We start from the raw sequence: 16,611 nt of genomic DNA on the forward strand, positions 1-16,611 counted from the left end.
CTCGCCGATGAGCATTTGCTAGTCGACAGTGATCCTTGTCTGTAGTCTGAGGTCAGTCTAGGCGAAGTACAACTGAATTTGGAGAAAGGCGGCCTGCTGACTATGGCAGTCACGATTGCTGCACCCATCACCGGCACGGTGATTCCATTGACGGAGGTTCCCGACCCCGTCTTCGCAAAAGCGCTCGTCGGCCCCGGTGCGGCCATCGACCCCGGTGATGTAATGCCGCTGACGGTTACGGCTCCCGTCTCGGGGAAGCTGACGAGCCTCAAGCCCCACGCGTTCGTCCTCTCGCACCGACCCGATCAGGGGGTGCTCGTCCACCTGGGCATCGATACCGTTCACCTCAAGGGCGCTGGTTTCACGCTCCGAGCCGAGGCGGGGCAGGAGGTCGAGGCAGGCGATGAGATCGTCGTCTGGGACTTGGCCGCCGCGCGGGAGGCGGAGAAGTCCGTGGTGGTGCCGGTCGTCGTCCTCGAGGCGGCCGGTGAGGACCTGACAGTCGCCGAGGCGGGTCCGATCTCCGCCGGAGACACGCTCATCCGAATCGGCTGAGGAAACGGATTCCTGGTGGAGGGCGATCCGCTAAGTTGGTGAGCATGCTGCAAAGAGGAGTTCGCCGTCGCATCTCGGCCGTCATCGTCGCCGCTATAGGGGCCGTCGGACTGACCGGGTGTCAAGGCCCGGATCTCAGCGGCCGTGCAGACGTCATCGGAGCAGTCCTCTCAGCGAAACCAGGCGTCGAGGACGTCAAGACCCAGTATCAGAACGGATTCGATTCAGGCCGAAGCATCACCTACATCGTCAAGATGGCCGCCGGCGCGACGACCGCTCAGTCCGTCGAGGTGGCCGCTGCCCTTGACCAGGAGACGGGGGACGAGTTCGATCTCTACGATCAGGATCTCAGGCTGCTCCTATCGGGTCGTGTAGTCGAGATCAGTGACCTGACGAGCAGCGACATTATGGCGGACAGGGCATCGCACCTTCTCGCCCTCTCATCAGAACTGTCCGTCAGCCGACTGGAATGGCGTCAGGCTTCGGAACAGACGACCTTCGACGATGCTCTGGAGCTGTCGGAAACTCAGGAGGATATCTTCGGGATGGTCAACGCGGTGCGAGCAGAGCTCGGTTCCGAACAGTTCGAACTGAGGGCCAGAGACTCCGCCATGACTGAATGGGATGTGGCTTTCCCCTATTCGGAACAAGCACAGGGTCGTCTGGAAACTGCGGTCGAGCCGCATCTCGGTCAGGTCAAGAAGGTCGCCATCGATGATAGCCAGGTGTCGCGGCTCTCCGTTGTCGTCCCTGATGGGGTAGACGTGGTCAGTCGGCTGCGAGGCATCATCGAACGCATCGATTCCGCGGACGCTCGGCCCTGGGAATTCGATTGGGCTCTGGGTTCAGACCCTACTGGCGCCGTCGACCCTTCGACCAAAGGCTCGGTCAACGTGGCTGGCTGCGAATACAACGAAGACCCGGACCGCCAGATGACCTCTGCAGCGCAGACTACTCAGGACCAGCTGCGCCGCATCTACGACACCTGCAGCTGAGGCGTCTCACTCCGCGAAGAGAGTATGAACCTCGCCCGTATGCTGGCGACCGCCGAGCTCAGTGAGCTCAAGGACGACGGCTGAGCCGATGACCTCAGCGCCGAGATCGGCGACCAGGGACTGGGCTGCTGTGAGCGTCCCGCCGGTCGCGAGGATGTCATCGATGAGGAGGACGCGCTCGCCCTTCTCCAGGACATCGGGACCTTCGATCGTGGCAGTGCCGTATTCGAGCGTGTACGACACAGCCGCCGCCGGGCGGGGGAGCTTTCCGGCCTTGCGGATCGGCAGGATTCCGACTCCCGTCATCGCGGAGATGGCACCCGCGAAGAGGAAGCCGCGGGCCTCGAGCCCGCCGACGATATCGAACTGTCCGGCGAACGGTGCGATGAGCGCCTCGGTGACGGCCCGCATGGCCGGTCCATCGGCCAGCAGCGGTGAGATGTCGCGGAAGACCACTCCGGGTTCGGGATAGTCCGGAATCGAGGTGATGAGGCTCTGGGCGCGGTCAAGATCAGATTGAGTCACGGCACAACGATACTCGGTGGCGGCATTGCGCCCTCCGCGTGTACCGGCACAATGGGAAGGGCAGGAGATCGCTGGGGATCGGAGGAACCATGTCATCGGAGGCGCCGCACGATCGAATCGCCGAGGCGTTCGCCCGGGTTCCGCGCGAACCGTTCCTGCCTGTGGCGGAACGCCGGAATGCCTCCGACAACGTGCCCCTGTCGATCGGGCACGGACAGACGAATTCGCAGCCGAGCACCGTCGCTGACATGCTCCGACTCCTCGATCCGAAGCCGGGTGACGTCGTCCTCGACCTCGGATCAGGATCCGGGTGGACCTCGATGCTGCTCGCCGTCCTCGTCGGTCCGACCGGAAGCGTGCTCGGGGTGGAACGGCATCCCGAACTCGTCGAATCCTCGCGGGCGGCCATCGAAGCCGTCACCGACGATTCCCCAGACCGGGAGACCCTCGCCGAGGTGGCCATCCACGAAGCCGTTCCAGGCGCCCTCGGTCTCCCGGCCCAGGCGCCGTTCGACCGGATCCTCGTCTCCGCCGGGGCACAGTCACTGCCCGACCAGCTCGTCGATCAGCTGGCCGTCGGCGCCACCATGGTCATTCCCGTGGCAGGGGAGATGCTCCGCCTCGTTCGTGCCGGTCCTGGCGCGGGTGAGCTCACGATCACTCGGCACGGCCGGTATCGCTTCGTGCCGCTGATCAGCGAGTAGCTCACACGAGGGAATCGCGCCAAGCTTGGTGCAGCTGCGCGAACTTGCCCGTACCGGAGATGAGCTCGTCCGGTGTCCCGTCCTCGATGATCCGACCGGATTCCAGGACGAGCACGCGATCGGCGATCTCGACGGTCGACAGGCGGTGGGCGATGATGATCGCGGTCCGGCCCTCGAGCACTGTCGCGAGCGCATCCTGGACGAGGCGCTCCGAGGGGATGTCGAGGTGAGCGGTCGCCTCGTCGAGGACGACGACGTCCGGGTCGGCGAGGAACACACGGGCAAAGGACACGAGCTGACGCTGCCCCGAACTCAACCTGCCGCCGCGCTTCTTCACATCCGTGGCATACCCGTCGGGCAGACGGCGGATGTATCCGTCGAGGCCGACGGCGGTCGCGGCGGCGACGACCGCCTCGTCGCCGGCGTCCGGGTTGCCGATGCGGATGTTGTCGGCGATGGTGCCGGCGAAGAGGAACGACTCCTGGGTGACCATGACCACCGACGATCGCATCTGCACATCATCGAGGTCACGCAGATCCACCTCGTCGAGGGTGATCCGGCCTTCGCTGGGGTCGTAGAAGCGTGTGACGAGTTTGACCAGGGTCGACTTGCCTGCCCCGGTGGCGCCGACGAGCGCGACGATCTGCCCTGCTGGGATGTGGAGATCGAAGCGGGGGAGGACATCGGGGCCGTCGGCGTACGCGAAGCGGACGTCGTCGAGATCGAGGGCACGACCGCTGGCAGCGGCATCGCTGGCCGCGTGTGCAGGCAGCGCCCGCGGCTGGGTCGGTTCGACCACCTCGGGATCGGTGTCGAGAACCGCCGCGATCTTCTCCAACGCCGCAGAGGCGGACTGGTAGAGGTTGAACGCCTGGACGAGTTCATCGAGCGGGCCATAGAAACGCCGCAGATAGAGGATGAACGCGGCGAGCACGCCGATCTGCGTCCACCCCTCGATGACGAGCCACGCACCGATGACGATGATGACCGTCTGCGTGATGTTGCCGATCAGCCGCGTCCACCCGGCGAACCAGGCCACCCCACGCAGGGCATCGGTGTTCGCATCCCGATAACGCGCATCCTGATCGCTCAGAGTCCCACGTCGTTCGGGTTGACGCCGGTACGCCTGCACGGCGCGGATGCCGCCCATCGTCTCGACGAAGTGGACGATGACCTTCGCGATCGACGTCCGCGTGCGTCGGTAGGCGCTGCGCTGAGTCGAATGCGCAGCCTTCGTGATGAAGAACAGCGGTACGAAACCGGCGAAGACGACGATCGCCAGCGGCACATCGAGGACGACGAGAGTGACGGCGATGAAGAGCATCTGCAGCACCGCCAGCGCCGTATCGAAGAGCGAATAGGACAGGAACTGCTGCACCGACTCCATGTCCGAGGTCTGCCGGGACACGAGTCGACCCGAGGTTGACTTCTCGTGATAGCCCAGGTCAAGCCGCTGCACATGGGTGAAGACCCGCTCGCGCAGGGTGAAGAGGATCCTCTGCGCAGTGATCCCGACGAGTCGGGTCGACGTGAATGCCAGGATCGCCGAGGCGATAGCGGAGACCACGAAGAGCGTGACCGCCCGAATCAGCGGATCCATATCGCCGGCGATCGCCGCCGGAACGCCCTTATCGAGGGCGTCGGCGATGAAGACCGGCCCGATGACCATGAGAGCCGCGGTGAGCACGACGATGACGGCGAGGAAGACGACCATCGCCAGGTGCGGCCTGACCAGCGACATCAGCAGGGCGCGGGCCTTCTTCGCGAGGCCCGGCGGCAGCGCCTCGATCTCGTCGTCGCTGTCGAGACGGGGCATACTCATGGTGTCCGTCCTTCCTTCGCCGAGGCGGCCGTCCCCGGATGCGTGTGCGCCTCGGCTTGTGCGCTCGCCCCCATGAGCTCGCGGTAGAGCTTCGAGGAATCGAGCAGCTGTTCGTGCGTGCCCAGTGCCGCGACCCTGCCCTCATCGAGCACAGCTACCACATCGGCCAGGGCCGCGGTGGACGGGCGGTGGGCGATGATGAGAGTCGTCGAATCCGGCAGGATCTCCCGCAGAGCCTGCTGCACTCGATCCTCGGTATCGACATCGACGGCCGAAAGCGGGTCGTCGAGGACGAGGATGCGCGGTTTGCCGATGACCGCGCGGGCCAAGGCGAGGCGCTGACGCTGACCGCCGGACAGGGACAGTCCCTGTTCGCCGACCTGTGTGTCCAGACCATCGGGCAGTCGGGAGACGAAATCCTTCGCCGCCGCGATCTCGAGGGCCTCCCAGATCTCCTCCTCGCTCGCGCCCGGGGATCCCATCTCGACGTTCTCGGCGACCGAGGTCGAGAACAGGATCGGGTCCTCGAAGGACACGGACACGAGGTGCCGCAGTTCGTTGACGGCCATGTCCCGGATATCGACGCCGTCGATGCTCACGGTGCCGGCGGAGATGTCCTGAAGCCTGGGCACGAGAGACGCCATCGTCGTCTTTCCCGAACCGGTCGCGCCGACGAGAGCGAGGGTCTGACCGGGCTCGATCGTGAGATTGAGACCGCGCAGGGTCAGCCGCTCTGTATCGGCGAAATGGAAGTCGACATCGTCGAAGCGCAGCTTCCCTAGGTAGTGCCCGACCTCGGGGGCATCGTCGACACCGCCGTCGGCATCGGTGATGTCGTGGCGGATGTCGATGACCTCCCAATACCGACCGGCGGCGGTCAGCGCCATGAGCGCATCGGCGAGCAGGAAGCCGAGCATCTCGATGGGCATCCGCAGCACCATCGAGATCGTCACCGCCGCCACGACCGTGCCGATCGTCGTCCAGCCCTCGATGACACCCCAGGTGCCGACGGCGACGATCGCCGCCTGAGCCACGGTCGGCAGCAGCAGGAGCACACTCCACAACCAGGAGTCGAGTTTCGCTTTGCGGATCTCCAAGGATTTCAGCCGAGTGGAGATCTCGGAGAAGCGCTCGGCGGCCCAGGGCGAGCGTCCGAACGACTTGAGGATGCGGATGCCCTGGATGGACTCCTCGACGTCGGTGGTCAGTTCGCCCATGGTGTCCTGCGACCGGCGGGAGGTCTCACGGTAGTGCTTCTCGAAGACGGCGACCGCGATGATCGCCGGCACCGCCATGAGGATCATGATCAGACCGAAGACGGGCTGCATGATCACGAGCATCACCGTGCCGACTGCGAGAACGATCGGTGTGGAGAGGAGGAAGGGCAGCCCGAACGCGAAGAACCGGCGCAGCTGGGACAGATCATTCACTGCACGCGAGAGGAGCTGGCCGGACTCCCAGGAGTCATGGATCGCCACCGAGGTGTACTGCAGACGATCGAACAGACGAGAACGCCACGTCACCTCCCAATGGGAGACGACGGGAGCGACGATCATGCGCCGTGCCCACATTCCGACCGCCTCGGCGATGCCGATGCACAGGACCCCGAGGACCGGCAGCCACAGGCCCGACAGATCTCGATGGGCGATGGGTCCGTCGACGATGTAGCCGGTGATCACGGGGACGATGAGCTGGATTCCGTTGGCCAGGAGAGTGAGGACGAGCACGAGGACGTACACGCCGATGCGGGAGCGGAGGTCAGGCCAGAAACGGAGGAGGGGGCGCACGAGAATCCAGCCTAGTCGCAGACTGTGATCTATTCCACGAATCCGGCAAACAGGCTTCCCGTTTCTCTGTGCGCTGAATATCGAGGTCGTGCGGAACGGCGGCGGGGAGTGGGGACGCTGGGCCGCCTCGGCGAGTCTCGCCTGGCAACCATTGTCGGTCTCGAATGTCGGGACGAATGATCGCGAGGTTTGACACCCTCGAGTGCTGAGGGGAACTATTGAGGCATGACTCACCTTCTTGTCGTCGTTATTCACCAGCGCGCGGATCTTCCGTAGCCTGTCGAGACGACACGTTCCGCGCGCCCCTACCGAATCCGGAGGGGCTTTTTTAATGCGGAGATGAGAAGGAAACCTAGGAAGGATAGGAATCGATGGCAGCCAAGCCCTCGACCGCGAAAGACACGGGCACTCAATCCGCGTCCGCACCGGTCACAGCCACACCGTCCAGCATTCGCCGCAACACCGGCCCCGAGGTCCTCACCGGCGCACAGGCGATCGTCCGCAGCCTCGAGAAGCTCGAGGTCGACACGGTATTCGGGCTTCCCGGCGGCACCATCCTTCCCACCTACGACCCGCTGTTCGAGACGGACAAGATCCGTCACATCCTCGTCCGTCACGAGCAGGGCGCCGGCCACGCGGCCGAAGGCTATGCGGCCGCCTCGGGCAAGCTCGGCGTGTGCATCGCCACCTCGGGCCCGGGCGCGACGAACCTCATCACGGCTCTGGCCGATGCGCACATGGACTCCGTGCCGATGCTCGCGATCACCGGCCAGCAGGCCTCGAGCCTGCTCGGCACGGACGCCTTCCAGGAGGCCGATATCGTCGGCATGACGATGCCGGTGACCAAGCACAGCTTCCTCGTCACCCGTGCCGAGGACATTCCGGCGGCGCTCGTCAACGCCCACCACATCGCGACCACCGGCCGTCCCGGCCCCGTGCTCGTCGACATCACCAAGGACGCGCAGACCGGAACGGCCCCGTTCGTCTGGCCGGAGGAGCCGGTGCTGCCCGGCTACCGTCCGATCCTCAAGCCGCACGCCAAGCAGATCCGCGAAGCTGCGCGCCTCATGTCGGAGGCTCAGCGCCCCGTGTTCTACATCGGCGGCGGAGTCATCCGCTCGGAAGCCGAGAAGGAGCTGCTTCGCCTGGCCGAGGCCACGAACATTCCCGTGGTCACCACGCTCATGGCCCGCGGAGCCTTCCCCGACTCGCATCAGCTGCACTTGGGCATGCCCGGAATGCACGGCAGCGTGCCTGCCGTCACCGCCTTCCAGAAGGCCGACCTGCTCATCGCCATCGGTGCCCGTTTCGACGACCGCGTGACCGGCAAGCTGGACTCCTTCGCCCCGAACGCACAGGTCATCCACGCCGATATCGACCCAGCCGAGATCGGCAAGAACCGCGAGGTCGATGTCGCCATCGTCGGTGATGCACGCGAAGTGCTCGCCGAGATGCTCGCCGAGATGCGCAGCAAGTTCCCCAAGGCTCTGGAGCGCCAGCGCGAACCGTGGTGGCGCTTCCTCAACCGTCTCGAACAGACCTACCCCCTCGGCTATGAGACGCACGGCGAACTGTGCGATCCGCAGTACGTCATCTCCCGGATCTCGGCTCTCACCGGTCCTGAGGCGGTCTACGCCGCGGGAGTTGGACAGCACCAGATGTGGGCGGCTCAGTTCATCGAATTCGAGCGCCCCAAGTCGTGGCTGAACTCCGGCGGGCTCGGCACCATGGGCTACTCCGTGCCGGCTGCCATGGGCGCGAAGGTCGGTCAGCCCAACCGCGTGGTGTGGGCGATCGACGGTGACGGCTGCTTCCAGATGACGAATCAGGAACTGGCCACCTGCGCGCTCAACAACATCCCGATCAAGGTCGCGATCATCAACAACTCGTCCCTGGGCATGGTCCGTCAGTGGCAGACCCTGTTCTACGACGGCCGCTACTCGAACACCGACCTCAACACCGGCCACGAGACGATTCGCATCCCCGACTTCGCCAAGCTGGCCGAAGCCTACGGCTGCGAAGCGCTGCGCGTGGACCGCAACGAGGATGTCGACGCCGCTATCGAGAAGGCGCTGTCGATCAATGACCGACCGGTCGTCCTCGACTTCACGGTCCCACCGGATGCGATGGTGTGGCCGATGGTCGCGGCAGGCGTGTCGAACGATGAGATCGAGTACGCCCGCGGCATCCGCCCCGAGTTCGACGGAGAGGGCGAAGAGGAGGCCGAGGCCGCCATCGCCGAGGCCGGAGCGAACGAAGACGGCACGGTGCGTTCCGTGGCTCAGATCGAAGGAGGCCTGGAATGAACAACAGCCGACACACACTCTCTGTCCTGGTCGAGAACAAACCCGGCGTGCTCACCCGGTTCACCGGGCTCATCGCCCGCCGCGGCTTCAACATCCACAGCCTCGCCGTCGGTGTGACCGAGCATGAGGAGCTGAGCCGGATCACCGTCGTCGTCGACGTCAACGACGTTCCGCTGGAGCAGGTGACGAAGCAGCTGAACAAGCTCGTCAACGTCATCAAGATCGTCGAACTCGAACCCGAGTCCTCGGTGCGCCGTGCGCACATCATCTACAAGGTCAAGGCGAATGCGGCCACACGACCCCAGGTCGCCTCGGCGGTGGAGATGTTCCGGGCGAAGATCGTCGACGTCGGACCCGACTCCGTGAGCATCGAGGCCACCGGTGAGCTCGGCAAGGTCGAAGCCCTGCGCGAGGTCCTCGAACCCTTCGGGATCAAGGAGATCGTGCAGTCGGGAACCGTGGCCATCGGCCGCGGGGCGAAGTCGATCACCGACCGCGCACTGCGCAGCTGAGGAACACTGCGCAGCTGACGAGGCATACGGAACCGTGCGTTTCCCACTGACCGCGCAACCGCCTCGGCGAAGATTTTCGTGTTCCAACTTGTGGAACCCCGCTCATCTCAATAAGTGAACAGCAGTACCGAACTGTGAAACAATGGGGGCATCACCCCGTAATCCGAAGGAGCTAGAACTATGGCAGCAGAACGCTATTACGACGACAATGCAGACCTGTCGATCATCCAGGGCAAGAAGGTCGCCGTCATCGGCTACGGCAGCCAGGGCCACGCCCATTCGCTGAGCCTGCGCGACTCCGGCGCCGAAGTCCGCATCGGCCTCAAGGAAGGCTCGGCCAGCCGCGACAAGGCCACGGCCGAAGGCCTCGAGGTCGGCACCCCCGCTGAGGTGGCCGCGTGGGCCGATGTCATCACGATCGCCGCACCCGACCAGGTTCAGGCCGAGATCTTCAACAACGAGATCAAGGATCAGCTGGCTCCCGGCAAGACTCTCGTGTTCATCCACGGCTTCAACATCCGCTACGACTACATCAAGGCTCCCGAGGGCGTCGACGTCATCATGGTCGCCCCGAAGGGTCCCGGCCACGTGGTTCGTCGTGAGTTCGTCGACGGCCGCGGTGTGCCCGTGCTCGTCGCCGTCGAGGTCGACGCCTCCGGCAAGGCCTGGGACACCGTTCTGTCCTACGCCAAGGGCATCGGCGGCCTGCGCGCCGGCGGCATCAAGACCACCTTCACCGAGGAGACCGAGACCGACCTGTTCGGTGAGCAGACCGTGCTCTGCGGCGGTGTCTCGCACCTCGTCCAGTACGGCTTCGAGACCCTGACCGAAGCCGGCTACCAGCCCGAGATCGCCTACTTCGAGGTCCTCCACGAGCTCAAGCTCATCGTCGACCTCATGGTCGAAGGCGGCATCGCCAAGCAGCGTTGGTCCTGCTCCGACACCGCCGAGTACGGAGACTACGTCTCCGGCCCGCGGGTCATCACCCCCGAGGTGAAGGAGAACATGAAGGGCGTCCTCGACGACATCCAGAACGGAAAGTTCGCTGAGCGCTTCATGAACGACCAGAAGAACGGCGCACCGGAGTTCAGGGAGCTGCGCGCCAAGGAAGAGCAGCACCCGATCGAGTCCACCGGTCGCGAGCTGCGGAAGATGTTCGCATGGCTGAAGGATTCCGACGACGACTACACCGAGGGCACCGCCGCTCGCTGAGTCTGAGTCTCAACCTCGCCGAGGCGGCCCCAACGTTGCGACGCCGGGACCGCCCCAGCGCGGCCGACTGAGACAAGGAGCCCCGGACAGGTGTCCGGGGCTCCTTCGCGTACACCTCGGCGATCCCAAGGCCCCGGACGGCGATCGTTCGGGAGAATCTTCCGCCGGCGGCACCGATCTGGACTACTGTGGATGTGTGACGAATTACAGATTCGAAGACTTCGAGCCCACCATCGACGAGGCCACCGGCGAGCCGGATGACCGCACCAAGGCGTACTTCGCCTCGACGAGCGTCGGCTTCCACGACCCCCGCTCCACTGATGCGGCCCTGGTGGGCAGGGCGAAGCGGGCGATCGCCGATGGGCGCAAGCTCACCGCTGTCTATGCTGACCAGGAGTTCGACCACGGCCTCGACTCCTCCATCCCGGTCGCGACCTTCGCCTGGTTCGAGAAGCTCGTCAACGTCGGCGGCGGGCGGCTGGTCCCCGGTCACCTGATCACCTGGATCACGGTGCGGCCGACCCATCGTCGGCGCGGTCTGCTGCGGTCGCTGATGACCACGGACCTCGCCGAGGCGAAGGGGGCCGGCTACCCGTTCGCCGCGCTGACCGCGACCGAAGGCGGAATCTATTCGCGCTTCGGCTTCGGCGTGGCCACCTGGCTGCGTTCGATCGAGGTCGACACATCACCCGGTTTCAAGATGGTCCGCGAACCCGATCGCCGTGTCGAGATGTGCCTGCCCAGCGAGCTGCGCGAACTCGCTCCGAAGATCTACGACCGATTCATGCGCACCTCGCCCGGGGCGATGGAGCGCCAGCAGACCTACATCGAACGCGCCACCGGGGCCCTCAACACTGAGACCGGCGAAGAGGACCGCGGCGTCCGCGCGGCCCTGCACTTCGACGAACAGGGCGAGCCCGACGGCTATGTGTCCTACAAATTCGCCGGCTGGTCGAAGACCCCGCCGACCGTCGACATCATCGACTTCGTGGCCGTCACCGATGCGGCCTACGCCTCGCTGTGGTCGTTCCTCGCCGCCATCGACCTGTCGACCCGCGTGACCTTCGGCGAGTCCGCCGAATACTCGCCGCTGCCGTGGCTGCTCACTGATTCGCGGCGCGTGAAGACCGTCGCGAGCGAGGACAACATCTGGATCCGCATCCTCGACGTCAAGGCCGCGCTCGAAGCCCGGCCCTGGTACGTGCCCGGAACGCTGACGATCGACATCGACGATTCCCTCGACCTCGCGGGGGGACGCTTCACGATCACCTCGGATGGTGAGAGCGCCGAGGTGATCCCTGCCTCCGATTCGACGCCGGCAGACCTGGGGCTCGGCATCGCCGAGCTCGGGTCCCTGTACCTCGGCGGCGCCGATCCCGTCATCCTCGCTCGGGCCGGACGCATCGATGAGCAGACGCCGGGATCCGCCGTGCTCGCCAGCGCGATGTTCAGCCTGGGGCGGGCGCCGTATTCGCCGAACGGGTTCTGAGCACACCGCGGATTCTGAGCAACTCGAACGGTCTGTTGAGCGATTCTTCCCAGAATCTGAGACCTTGTGAAGGAATCCTGAAAGTCTCATAAGGTGGACGCGTCCCGGACGCAACAGGAGGAAATCAGTGCCCAAGCCCGTCGTGCTCATCGCCGAAGAACTGTCACCGGCCACCATCGAAGCTCTCGGAGGAGACTTCGAGATCCGTCACACCGAGGGCGCCGACCGATCCCAGCTCCTGCCCGCCATCGCCGACGCCGATGCGATCCTCGTCCGGTCTGCCACGCAGGTCGACGCCGAAGCCATCAACGCGGCGAAGAACCTCAAGGTCATCGCCCGCGCCGGCGTCGGACTCGACAATGTCGATGTCCCCGCGGCCACCTCGGCGGGTGTCATGGTCGTCAACGCACCCACGTCGAACATCATCTCCGCAGCCGAGCTGACGATGGCCCACATCCTCGGTTCGGCTCGCTACTTCGGTGCCGGAAACACCTCGCTGAAGGCGGGGGAGTGGAACCGGAAGAAGTACACCGGCGTCGAACTCTACGAGAAGACTCTGGGCATCGTCGGCCTCGGCCGCATCGGCGGACTCGTTGCCGAACGTGCGAAGGCCTTCGGCATGCGACTCGTCGGCTACGACCCCTACATCACCCAAGCCCGCGCGGCGCAGATGGGCGTCGAGGTCCTCGACCTGCCCGGCCTGCTCGCCGTGTCCGACTTCGTCACCGTGCACATGCCCAAGACGCCGGAGACGGTCGGCATGATCAGCACCGAGGAGCTCAAAGCCGCCAAGCCCGGAGCCCGGTTCATCAACGTCGCCCGCGGCGGCATCATCGACGAAGCGGCCCTGGCCGAGGCCGTGGCCAACGGTGAGGTCGGCGGTGCCGGAATCGATGTCTGGAACGTCGAACCGCCGGAGCACTCGGCACTCATGGATCTCGATGCCGTCAACGTCACCCCGCATCTGGGCGCCTCGACTCACGAGGCCCAGGAGAAGGCCGGCGTCGCCGTGGCGAAGTCCGTGCGCAAGGCCCTGGCCGGGGAACTCGTCCCCGATGCGGTCAACGTGGCAGGCGGCGCCATCCACGAGGATGTGCGTCCGGGCATTCCCCTGGCCGAGCGTCTGGGACGGGTCGTCAACGCTCTGGCCGACTCCTCGGTCACGCACTTCAAGGTCGAGGTCAACGGCGAGATCGCCGACAAGGACGTCTCCGTCCTCAAGCTCTCCGCGCTCAAGGGCCTGTTCAAGGACGTCGTGTCCGATCAGGTCTCCTATGTCAACGCTCCGCTGCTGGCCGAAGAGCGCGGAATCGGCGTCGAGCTCGTCACCGATCCGTACTGCGAATCGTTCCGCAACATCACCCGACTGACCGCGACGACGAGCACCGGGCAGCGCATCTCCGTGTCCGGCACGGTCACCGGTCCGAAGCTCGTGCAGAAGCTCACCGAGGTCGACGGCTACTCGCTCGAGATCGAACTGACTGACAACCTGCTGATCTTCCGCTACGAGGACCGTCCGGGAATCATCGGTCAGCTGGGTCTGGCGCTCGGTGCGAACAACGTCAACATCGCCGGAATGCAGGTCTCGCCCGCGTCGACGAGCAACGAGGCGCTGTCCGTCCTGGCAGTGGATTCGGTCGTCTCGGACGAGGTCGTCAAGGCCGTGGCCGGTGCCGTGAACGCCTCGGCCTTCACCGGCGTCTCGCTCCAGGAGGACTGAGCCCCTCAGCAGAAGGACCCGTTCACCCCGCAAGCCATAGGGCGAAGCGGGGTGAGCGGGTCCTCTGCGCTGTCAGGGTCCAGAATTCGTCGACGAGGACGGCGACGGCGATTCCGATGAAGGCACCGGCGATCGTGTCGGTGAGCCAATGTACCTGGAGCGCGGTCCGCGACCACATCATGCCGAGGATCCAGAAGCCGGCGAGGATGAACGACCAATGGAAGCCCATCTTCGGTGGCTGGGCTTCTGCTGCCTGGGCTGCCGAGCCACGCAGCTGATGACGGCGGCAGGCGATGATGGCCAGACTCATTGCCAGTGCGGCAGCGCCCATCGAATGCCCCGAGGGATAGGAGAATCCCAAGGATTCGTAGAGCTGGTCGCTGGGGCGCAGCCGGGTGACGATGGCCTTGAGGATCTCCGAGGCGGCGATGCCGGCGAGCATCGTGGTGACGAGGAAGATCGCCGAGCGCAGGCGTCTGCGCAACACGAATACGCCCGCGAGCAGCGCGGTGCAGATGACCACACCGGTACCACCGCCGACCTCGGCGAGGACGACGGCGATCCAGTACGGTACCGAGCCTCTATCGAGGCCGGCGAACTCCAACCAGGACTGATCGATCGGCGTGGGGCCGATGCGTTCGAGATGCAGCCACAGTCCGAAGGCGATGACGAGGAGGACGGCGGGCAGTGTCGCCCACAGCAGCCAAGGCGGCTGTCGGCTCAAGCGTTCCAGAGACCGTAGGCGTCGGCCATGGACGCGATCTTCTTGGCGCGGGCCAAGCGTGGCAGGTAGGAGCCGTCGGTGATCTCGGATCCGCCTTCGGCGGCTTCGAGCATCTGGCGGGCCCAATCGCGTTCGTCTTCGCTCGGGCTCATGGCCTCATTGAGGGTGTTGACCTGGTCGACGGTGAGGACGAGCTTTCCGGTCATGCCCATCATGTGTGTGACTTCGGCATCGGCCCAGACCTTCTCATCATCGGCATCGGCGGCGGAAGGACCGTCGATGGGTCCCGGCAGGCCGCCCATGCGGGAGGCGATCGTCAGGCGTGAGCGGGCATAGGCCAGAGCCATCGGATCGCCGGAGAAGCCGGTGTCCTTGCGGAAGTCATTGGTGCCGAAGGCGAGGCGGAAAGTACCGGGCGCCTCGGCGATGCGGGTGGCGTTCTCCACTCCGCGGGCCGATTCCAGGAGGGCGAGCACGGGCAGGCCGGCCTTCGCGCGCATCGCGGTGTAGGACACCTGCTCGGGGCGTTCGGTCTCGGGCAGCATGACTCCGCGCAGGCCCGGAAGCATGGCGACGGCGGCGAGGTCATCGGCCCAGAACTCGGATTCCATCTTGTTGATCCGCACCCAGGCGGACATTCCTGAATCGAGGGCGCGCACGACATTGTCGCGGGCTTCGATCTTCTTGTCATCGGCGACAGAAGCCTCGAGGTCGAAGATGACGGAATCCGCTTCCGAGGTCTGCGCGGGAGTGAACAGCTCCTCCCTCGCAGCATTGACGAGCAGCCAGGACCGGGAGAGTTTGGCGGGCAGAGCTGCGGCGCGGGCGTTGCGGATGATTTCGGTCAATGATCGACTTTCTCTCGGGGCTGATTGCGTGCGGCCCCCCACGGGGTTTGGGGTGCTGTCTCCATTTTCGTCCCTGCGGCGACGGATGTGTAGCCGAGAACAGTGATTGAGACGTGAATTTGTTCATGTCGGCACACGAAGCGCGGGGCAGCGGCAGGTGCGGCGGTCTTCGACCGATGTGTTCGCGCCGCTGTTGCGCCGACGTCGCTGCACGTCCGCGTTTCTGCGACGGCGCCGACGTAAGTTCACATTGTAAGACGCTGTAGTTGTATCGTGAGATCGAGTCTTATTCTGTGAGCATGAAGTTCTCAATCGCAGTCATGCCTGGAGATGGAATCGGCAACGAGGTCGTCCCCGAAGGCCTCAAAGTCCTCAAGCGCGCCATCGAGGTGTCCGGCGAGCCCGTCGAGCTGGAGCTCACCGATTACAAGGTCGGTGCTCAGCGCTATCACGATACCGGTGAGACACTCACCGACGAAGAGCTCGAATCGCTGCGCGAACATGATGCCATCTTCTTCGGCGCCTGCGGAGATCCGTCCGTGCCCTCCGGCGTGCTCGAGCGCGGGGTCATCCTCAAGATGCGCTTCGGGCTGGGGCATGCCGTGAATCTGCGTCCCTCGAAACTGTTCGCCGGAGTCACCAGCCCGCTGGCCGAGCCCGGGAAGATCGACTTCGTCGTCGTCCGCGAGGGCACCGAGGGCTCGTACACCGGATCCGGCGGTTCCGTGCGTACGGACACGCCGCAGGAAGTTGCGACCGAGGTCTCGGTCAACACCTGGTACGGCGTCGAGCGCGCCGTCCGCGATGCCTTCGCCCGCGCTCAGGCGCGGAACAAGAAGCTCACCTACGTGCACAAGCACAACGTCATGGTCCACGCCGGTCACCTGTGGCGTCGCGTGGTCGAGAAAGTCGGGCAGGAATTCCCCGAGGTGGCCGTCAACTACGAGCACACCGATGCGTGCACGATCTACATGGTCACGAATCCCGAGCGCTACGACGTCATCGTCACCGACAACCTCTTCGGTGACATCCTCACCGACCTCGCAGCCGCGGTCACCGGCGGAATCGGTCTGGCAGCCTCGGGCAACCTCAACGTCGAAGGCACGGCGCCGAGCCTGTTCGAACCGATCCACGGATCCGCTCCGGACATCGCCGGGCAGCAGATCGCCGACCCGACCGCTTCAATCCTTTCGGGGGCGCTCATGGCCTCCCACCTGGGGCTCGAGACCGTGGCCAAGGCGATCGAGACGGCCGTGGAGGCCGACCTCGCCGAGCGCGACGGGACGAAGCGGTCCACCGCCGAGGTGGGCGACGCGATCGCGGCACGCCTCGGCTGACCGGTTCGACCGCCTTGGCGAAGGGGTGAGTGGGTGACCACGGGTCACCGCTGCGATGGGGCGGGTGGGTAACCG

The 16,611-nt window shown here is 65.2% G+C and carries 14 protein-coding genes; 9 read left to right on the forward strand and 5 right to left on the reverse strand.

The features are described 5' to 3' along the window. The first annotated feature begins 102 nt into the window (after positions 1 to 102). The gene (locus tag D3I60_RS05790; RefSeq protein WP_262775193.1) at positions 103 to 555 is read left to right on the forward strand and encodes a PTS sugar transporter subunit IIA; all 453 of its coding nucleotides are present in this window, start codon (positions 103 to 105) and stop codon (positions 553 to 555) included. A gap of 38 nt (positions 556 to 593) precedes the next feature. Then, a complete protein-coding gene (locus tag D3I60_RS05795; protein ID WP_262775194.1) occupies positions 594 to 1,550 on the forward strand; it encodes a hypothetical protein in 957 nt (318 codons plus the stop codon). Between the two features lie 6 nt (positions 1,551 to 1,556). Here the strand turns inward: D3I60_RS05795 and D3I60_RS05800 are convergent, their stop codons facing one another. Beyond that, positions 1,557 to 2,075: an adenine phosphoribosyltransferase gene (locus tag D3I60_RS05800; protein WP_262775195.1), complete on the reverse strand. Its 519-nt coding sequence runs from the start codon at positions 2,073 to 2,075 to the stop codon at positions 1,557 to 1,559. An 89-nt stretch (positions 2,076 to 2,164) separates the two neighbouring features. On the opposite strand from D3I60_RS05800, the gene D3I60_RS05805 reads away from it, so the two are divergent. Continuing rightward, positions 2,165 to 2,779 (forward strand): protein-L-isoaspartate O-methyltransferase family protein, encoded by a 615-nt coding sequence (locus D3I60_RS05805; protein ID WP_262775196.1) that lies wholly within the window; start codon positions 2,165 to 2,167, stop codon positions 2,777 to 2,779. Position 2,780: 1 nt separating this feature from the next. On the opposite strand, the gene D3I60_RS05810 is transcribed toward D3I60_RS05805, so the two are convergent. Together D3I60_RS05810 and D3I60_RS05815 are read right to left on the reverse strand one after the other, a co-directional pair. Beyond that, positions 2,781 to 4,601, reverse strand: a complete 1,821-nt coding sequence (locus D3I60_RS05810) for an ABC transporter ATP-binding protein (protein ID WP_262775197.1) — start codon at positions 4,599 to 4,601, stop codon at positions 2,781 to 2,783. Next, positions 4,598 to 6,388 carry an ABC transporter ATP-binding protein gene (locus D3I60_RS05815; RefSeq protein ID WP_262775198.1) on the reverse strand — a complete coding sequence of 597 codons (1,791 nt, stop codon included), beginning with the start codon at positions 6,386 to 6,388 and terminating at the stop codon, positions 4,598 to 4,600. The genes D3I60_RS05810 and D3I60_RS05815 overlap by 4 nt, the downstream gene beginning before the upstream one ends. A 371-nt stretch (positions 6,389 to 6,759) precedes the next feature. Between D3I60_RS05815 and D3I60_RS05820 the strand changes: the two genes are divergently transcribed. From D3I60_RS05820 to serA, 5 genes are all read left to right on the forward strand, one after another. Continuing rightward, positions 6,760 to 8,694 (forward strand): acetolactate synthase large subunit, encoded by a 1,935-nt coding sequence (locus D3I60_RS05820; protein ID WP_262775199.1) that lies wholly within the window; start codon positions 6,760 to 6,762, stop codon positions 8,692 to 8,694. After that, positions 8,691 to 9,206, forward strand: coding sequence for an acetolactate synthase small subunit (ilvN, locus tag D3I60_RS05825; RefSeq protein WP_025779412.1), 516 nt, complete (start codon positions 8,691 to 8,693; stop codon positions 9,204 to 9,206). Before D3I60_RS05820 ends, ilvN begins: the two co-directional genes overlap by 4 nt. Positions 9,207 to 9,386: 180 nt before the next feature. Next, positions 9,387 to 10,418 carry a ketol-acid reductoisomerase gene (ilvC, locus tag D3I60_RS05830; protein ID WP_262775200.1) on the forward strand — a complete coding sequence of 344 codons (1,032 nt, stop codon included), beginning with the start codon at positions 9,387 to 9,389 and terminating at the stop codon, positions 10,416 to 10,418. Positions 10,419 to 10,614: 196 nt separating this feature from the next. After that, a complete protein-coding gene (locus D3I60_RS05835; protein ID WP_262775201.1) occupies positions 10,615 to 11,907 on the forward strand; it encodes a GNAT family N-acetyltransferase in 1,293 nt (430 codons plus the stop codon). Between the two features lie 127 nt (positions 11,908 to 12,034). Continuing rightward, positions 12,035 to 13,627: a phosphoglycerate dehydrogenase gene (gene serA, locus D3I60_RS05840; RefSeq protein WP_262775202.1), complete on the forward strand. Its 1,593-nt coding sequence runs from the start codon at positions 12,035 to 12,037 to the stop codon at positions 13,625 to 13,627. A gap of 22 nt (positions 13,628 to 13,649) precedes the next feature. On the opposite strand, the gene D3I60_RS05845 is transcribed toward serA, so the two are convergent. Next, positions 13,650 to 14,351 (reverse strand): phosphatase PAP2 family protein, encoded by a 702-nt coding sequence (locus D3I60_RS05845; RefSeq protein ID WP_262775203.1) that lies wholly within the window; start codon positions 14,349 to 14,351, stop codon positions 13,650 to 13,652. After that, complete coding sequence (locus D3I60_RS05850; RefSeq protein ID WP_139468861.1) at positions 14,348 to 15,199, reverse strand: HpcH/HpaI aldolase/citrate lyase family protein; 852 nt, start codon at positions 15,197 to 15,199, stop codon at positions 14,348 to 14,350. Before D3I60_RS05850 ends, D3I60_RS05845 begins: the two co-directional genes overlap by 4 nt. A gap of 299 nt (positions 15,200 to 15,498) precedes the next feature. Between D3I60_RS05850 and D3I60_RS05855 the strand changes: the two genes are divergently transcribed. Beyond that, a complete protein-coding gene (locus D3I60_RS05855; protein WP_262775204.1) occupies positions 15,499 to 16,536 on the forward strand; it encodes a 3-isopropylmalate dehydrogenase in 1,038 nt (345 codons plus the stop codon). Positions 16,537 to 16,611 lie beyond the last annotated feature (75 nt).

This window comes from Brevibacterium permense, assembly GCF_025506275.1.
Lineage (GTDB): Bacteria > Actinomycetota > Actinomycetes > Actinomycetales > Brevibacteriaceae > Brevibacterium > Brevibacterium permense_A.

Excerpts from the sequence above, each read along its gene's own strand:
- D3I60_RS05810 (WP_262775197.1), bottom strand. The coding sequence starts at position 4,601 with ATGAGTATGCCCCGTCTCGACAGCGACGACGAGATCGAGGCGCTGCCG.
- D3I60_RS05805 (WP_262775196.1), top strand. The coding sequence starts at position 2,165 with ATGTCATCGGAGGCGCCGCACGATCGAATCGCCGAGGCGTTCGCCCGG.
- D3I60_RS05820 (WP_262775199.1), top strand. The coding sequence starts at position 6,760 with ATGGCAGCCAAGCCCTCGACCGCGAAAGACACGGGCACTCAATCCGCG.
- ilvC (WP_262775200.1), top strand. The coding sequence starts at position 9,387 with ATGGCAGCAGAACGCTATTACGACGACAATGCAGACCTGTCGATCATC.
- D3I60_RS05790 (WP_262775193.1), top strand. The coding sequence starts at position 103 with ATGGCAGTCACGATTGCTGCACCCATCACCGGCACGGTGATTCCATTG.
- ilvN (WP_025779412.1), top strand. The coding sequence starts at position 8,691 with ATGAACAACAGCCGACACACACTCTCTGTCCTGGTCGAGAACAAACCC.
- D3I60_RS05855 (WP_262775204.1), top strand. The coding sequence starts at position 15,499 with ATGAAGTTCTCAATCGCAGTCATGCCTGGAGATGGAATCGGCAACGAG.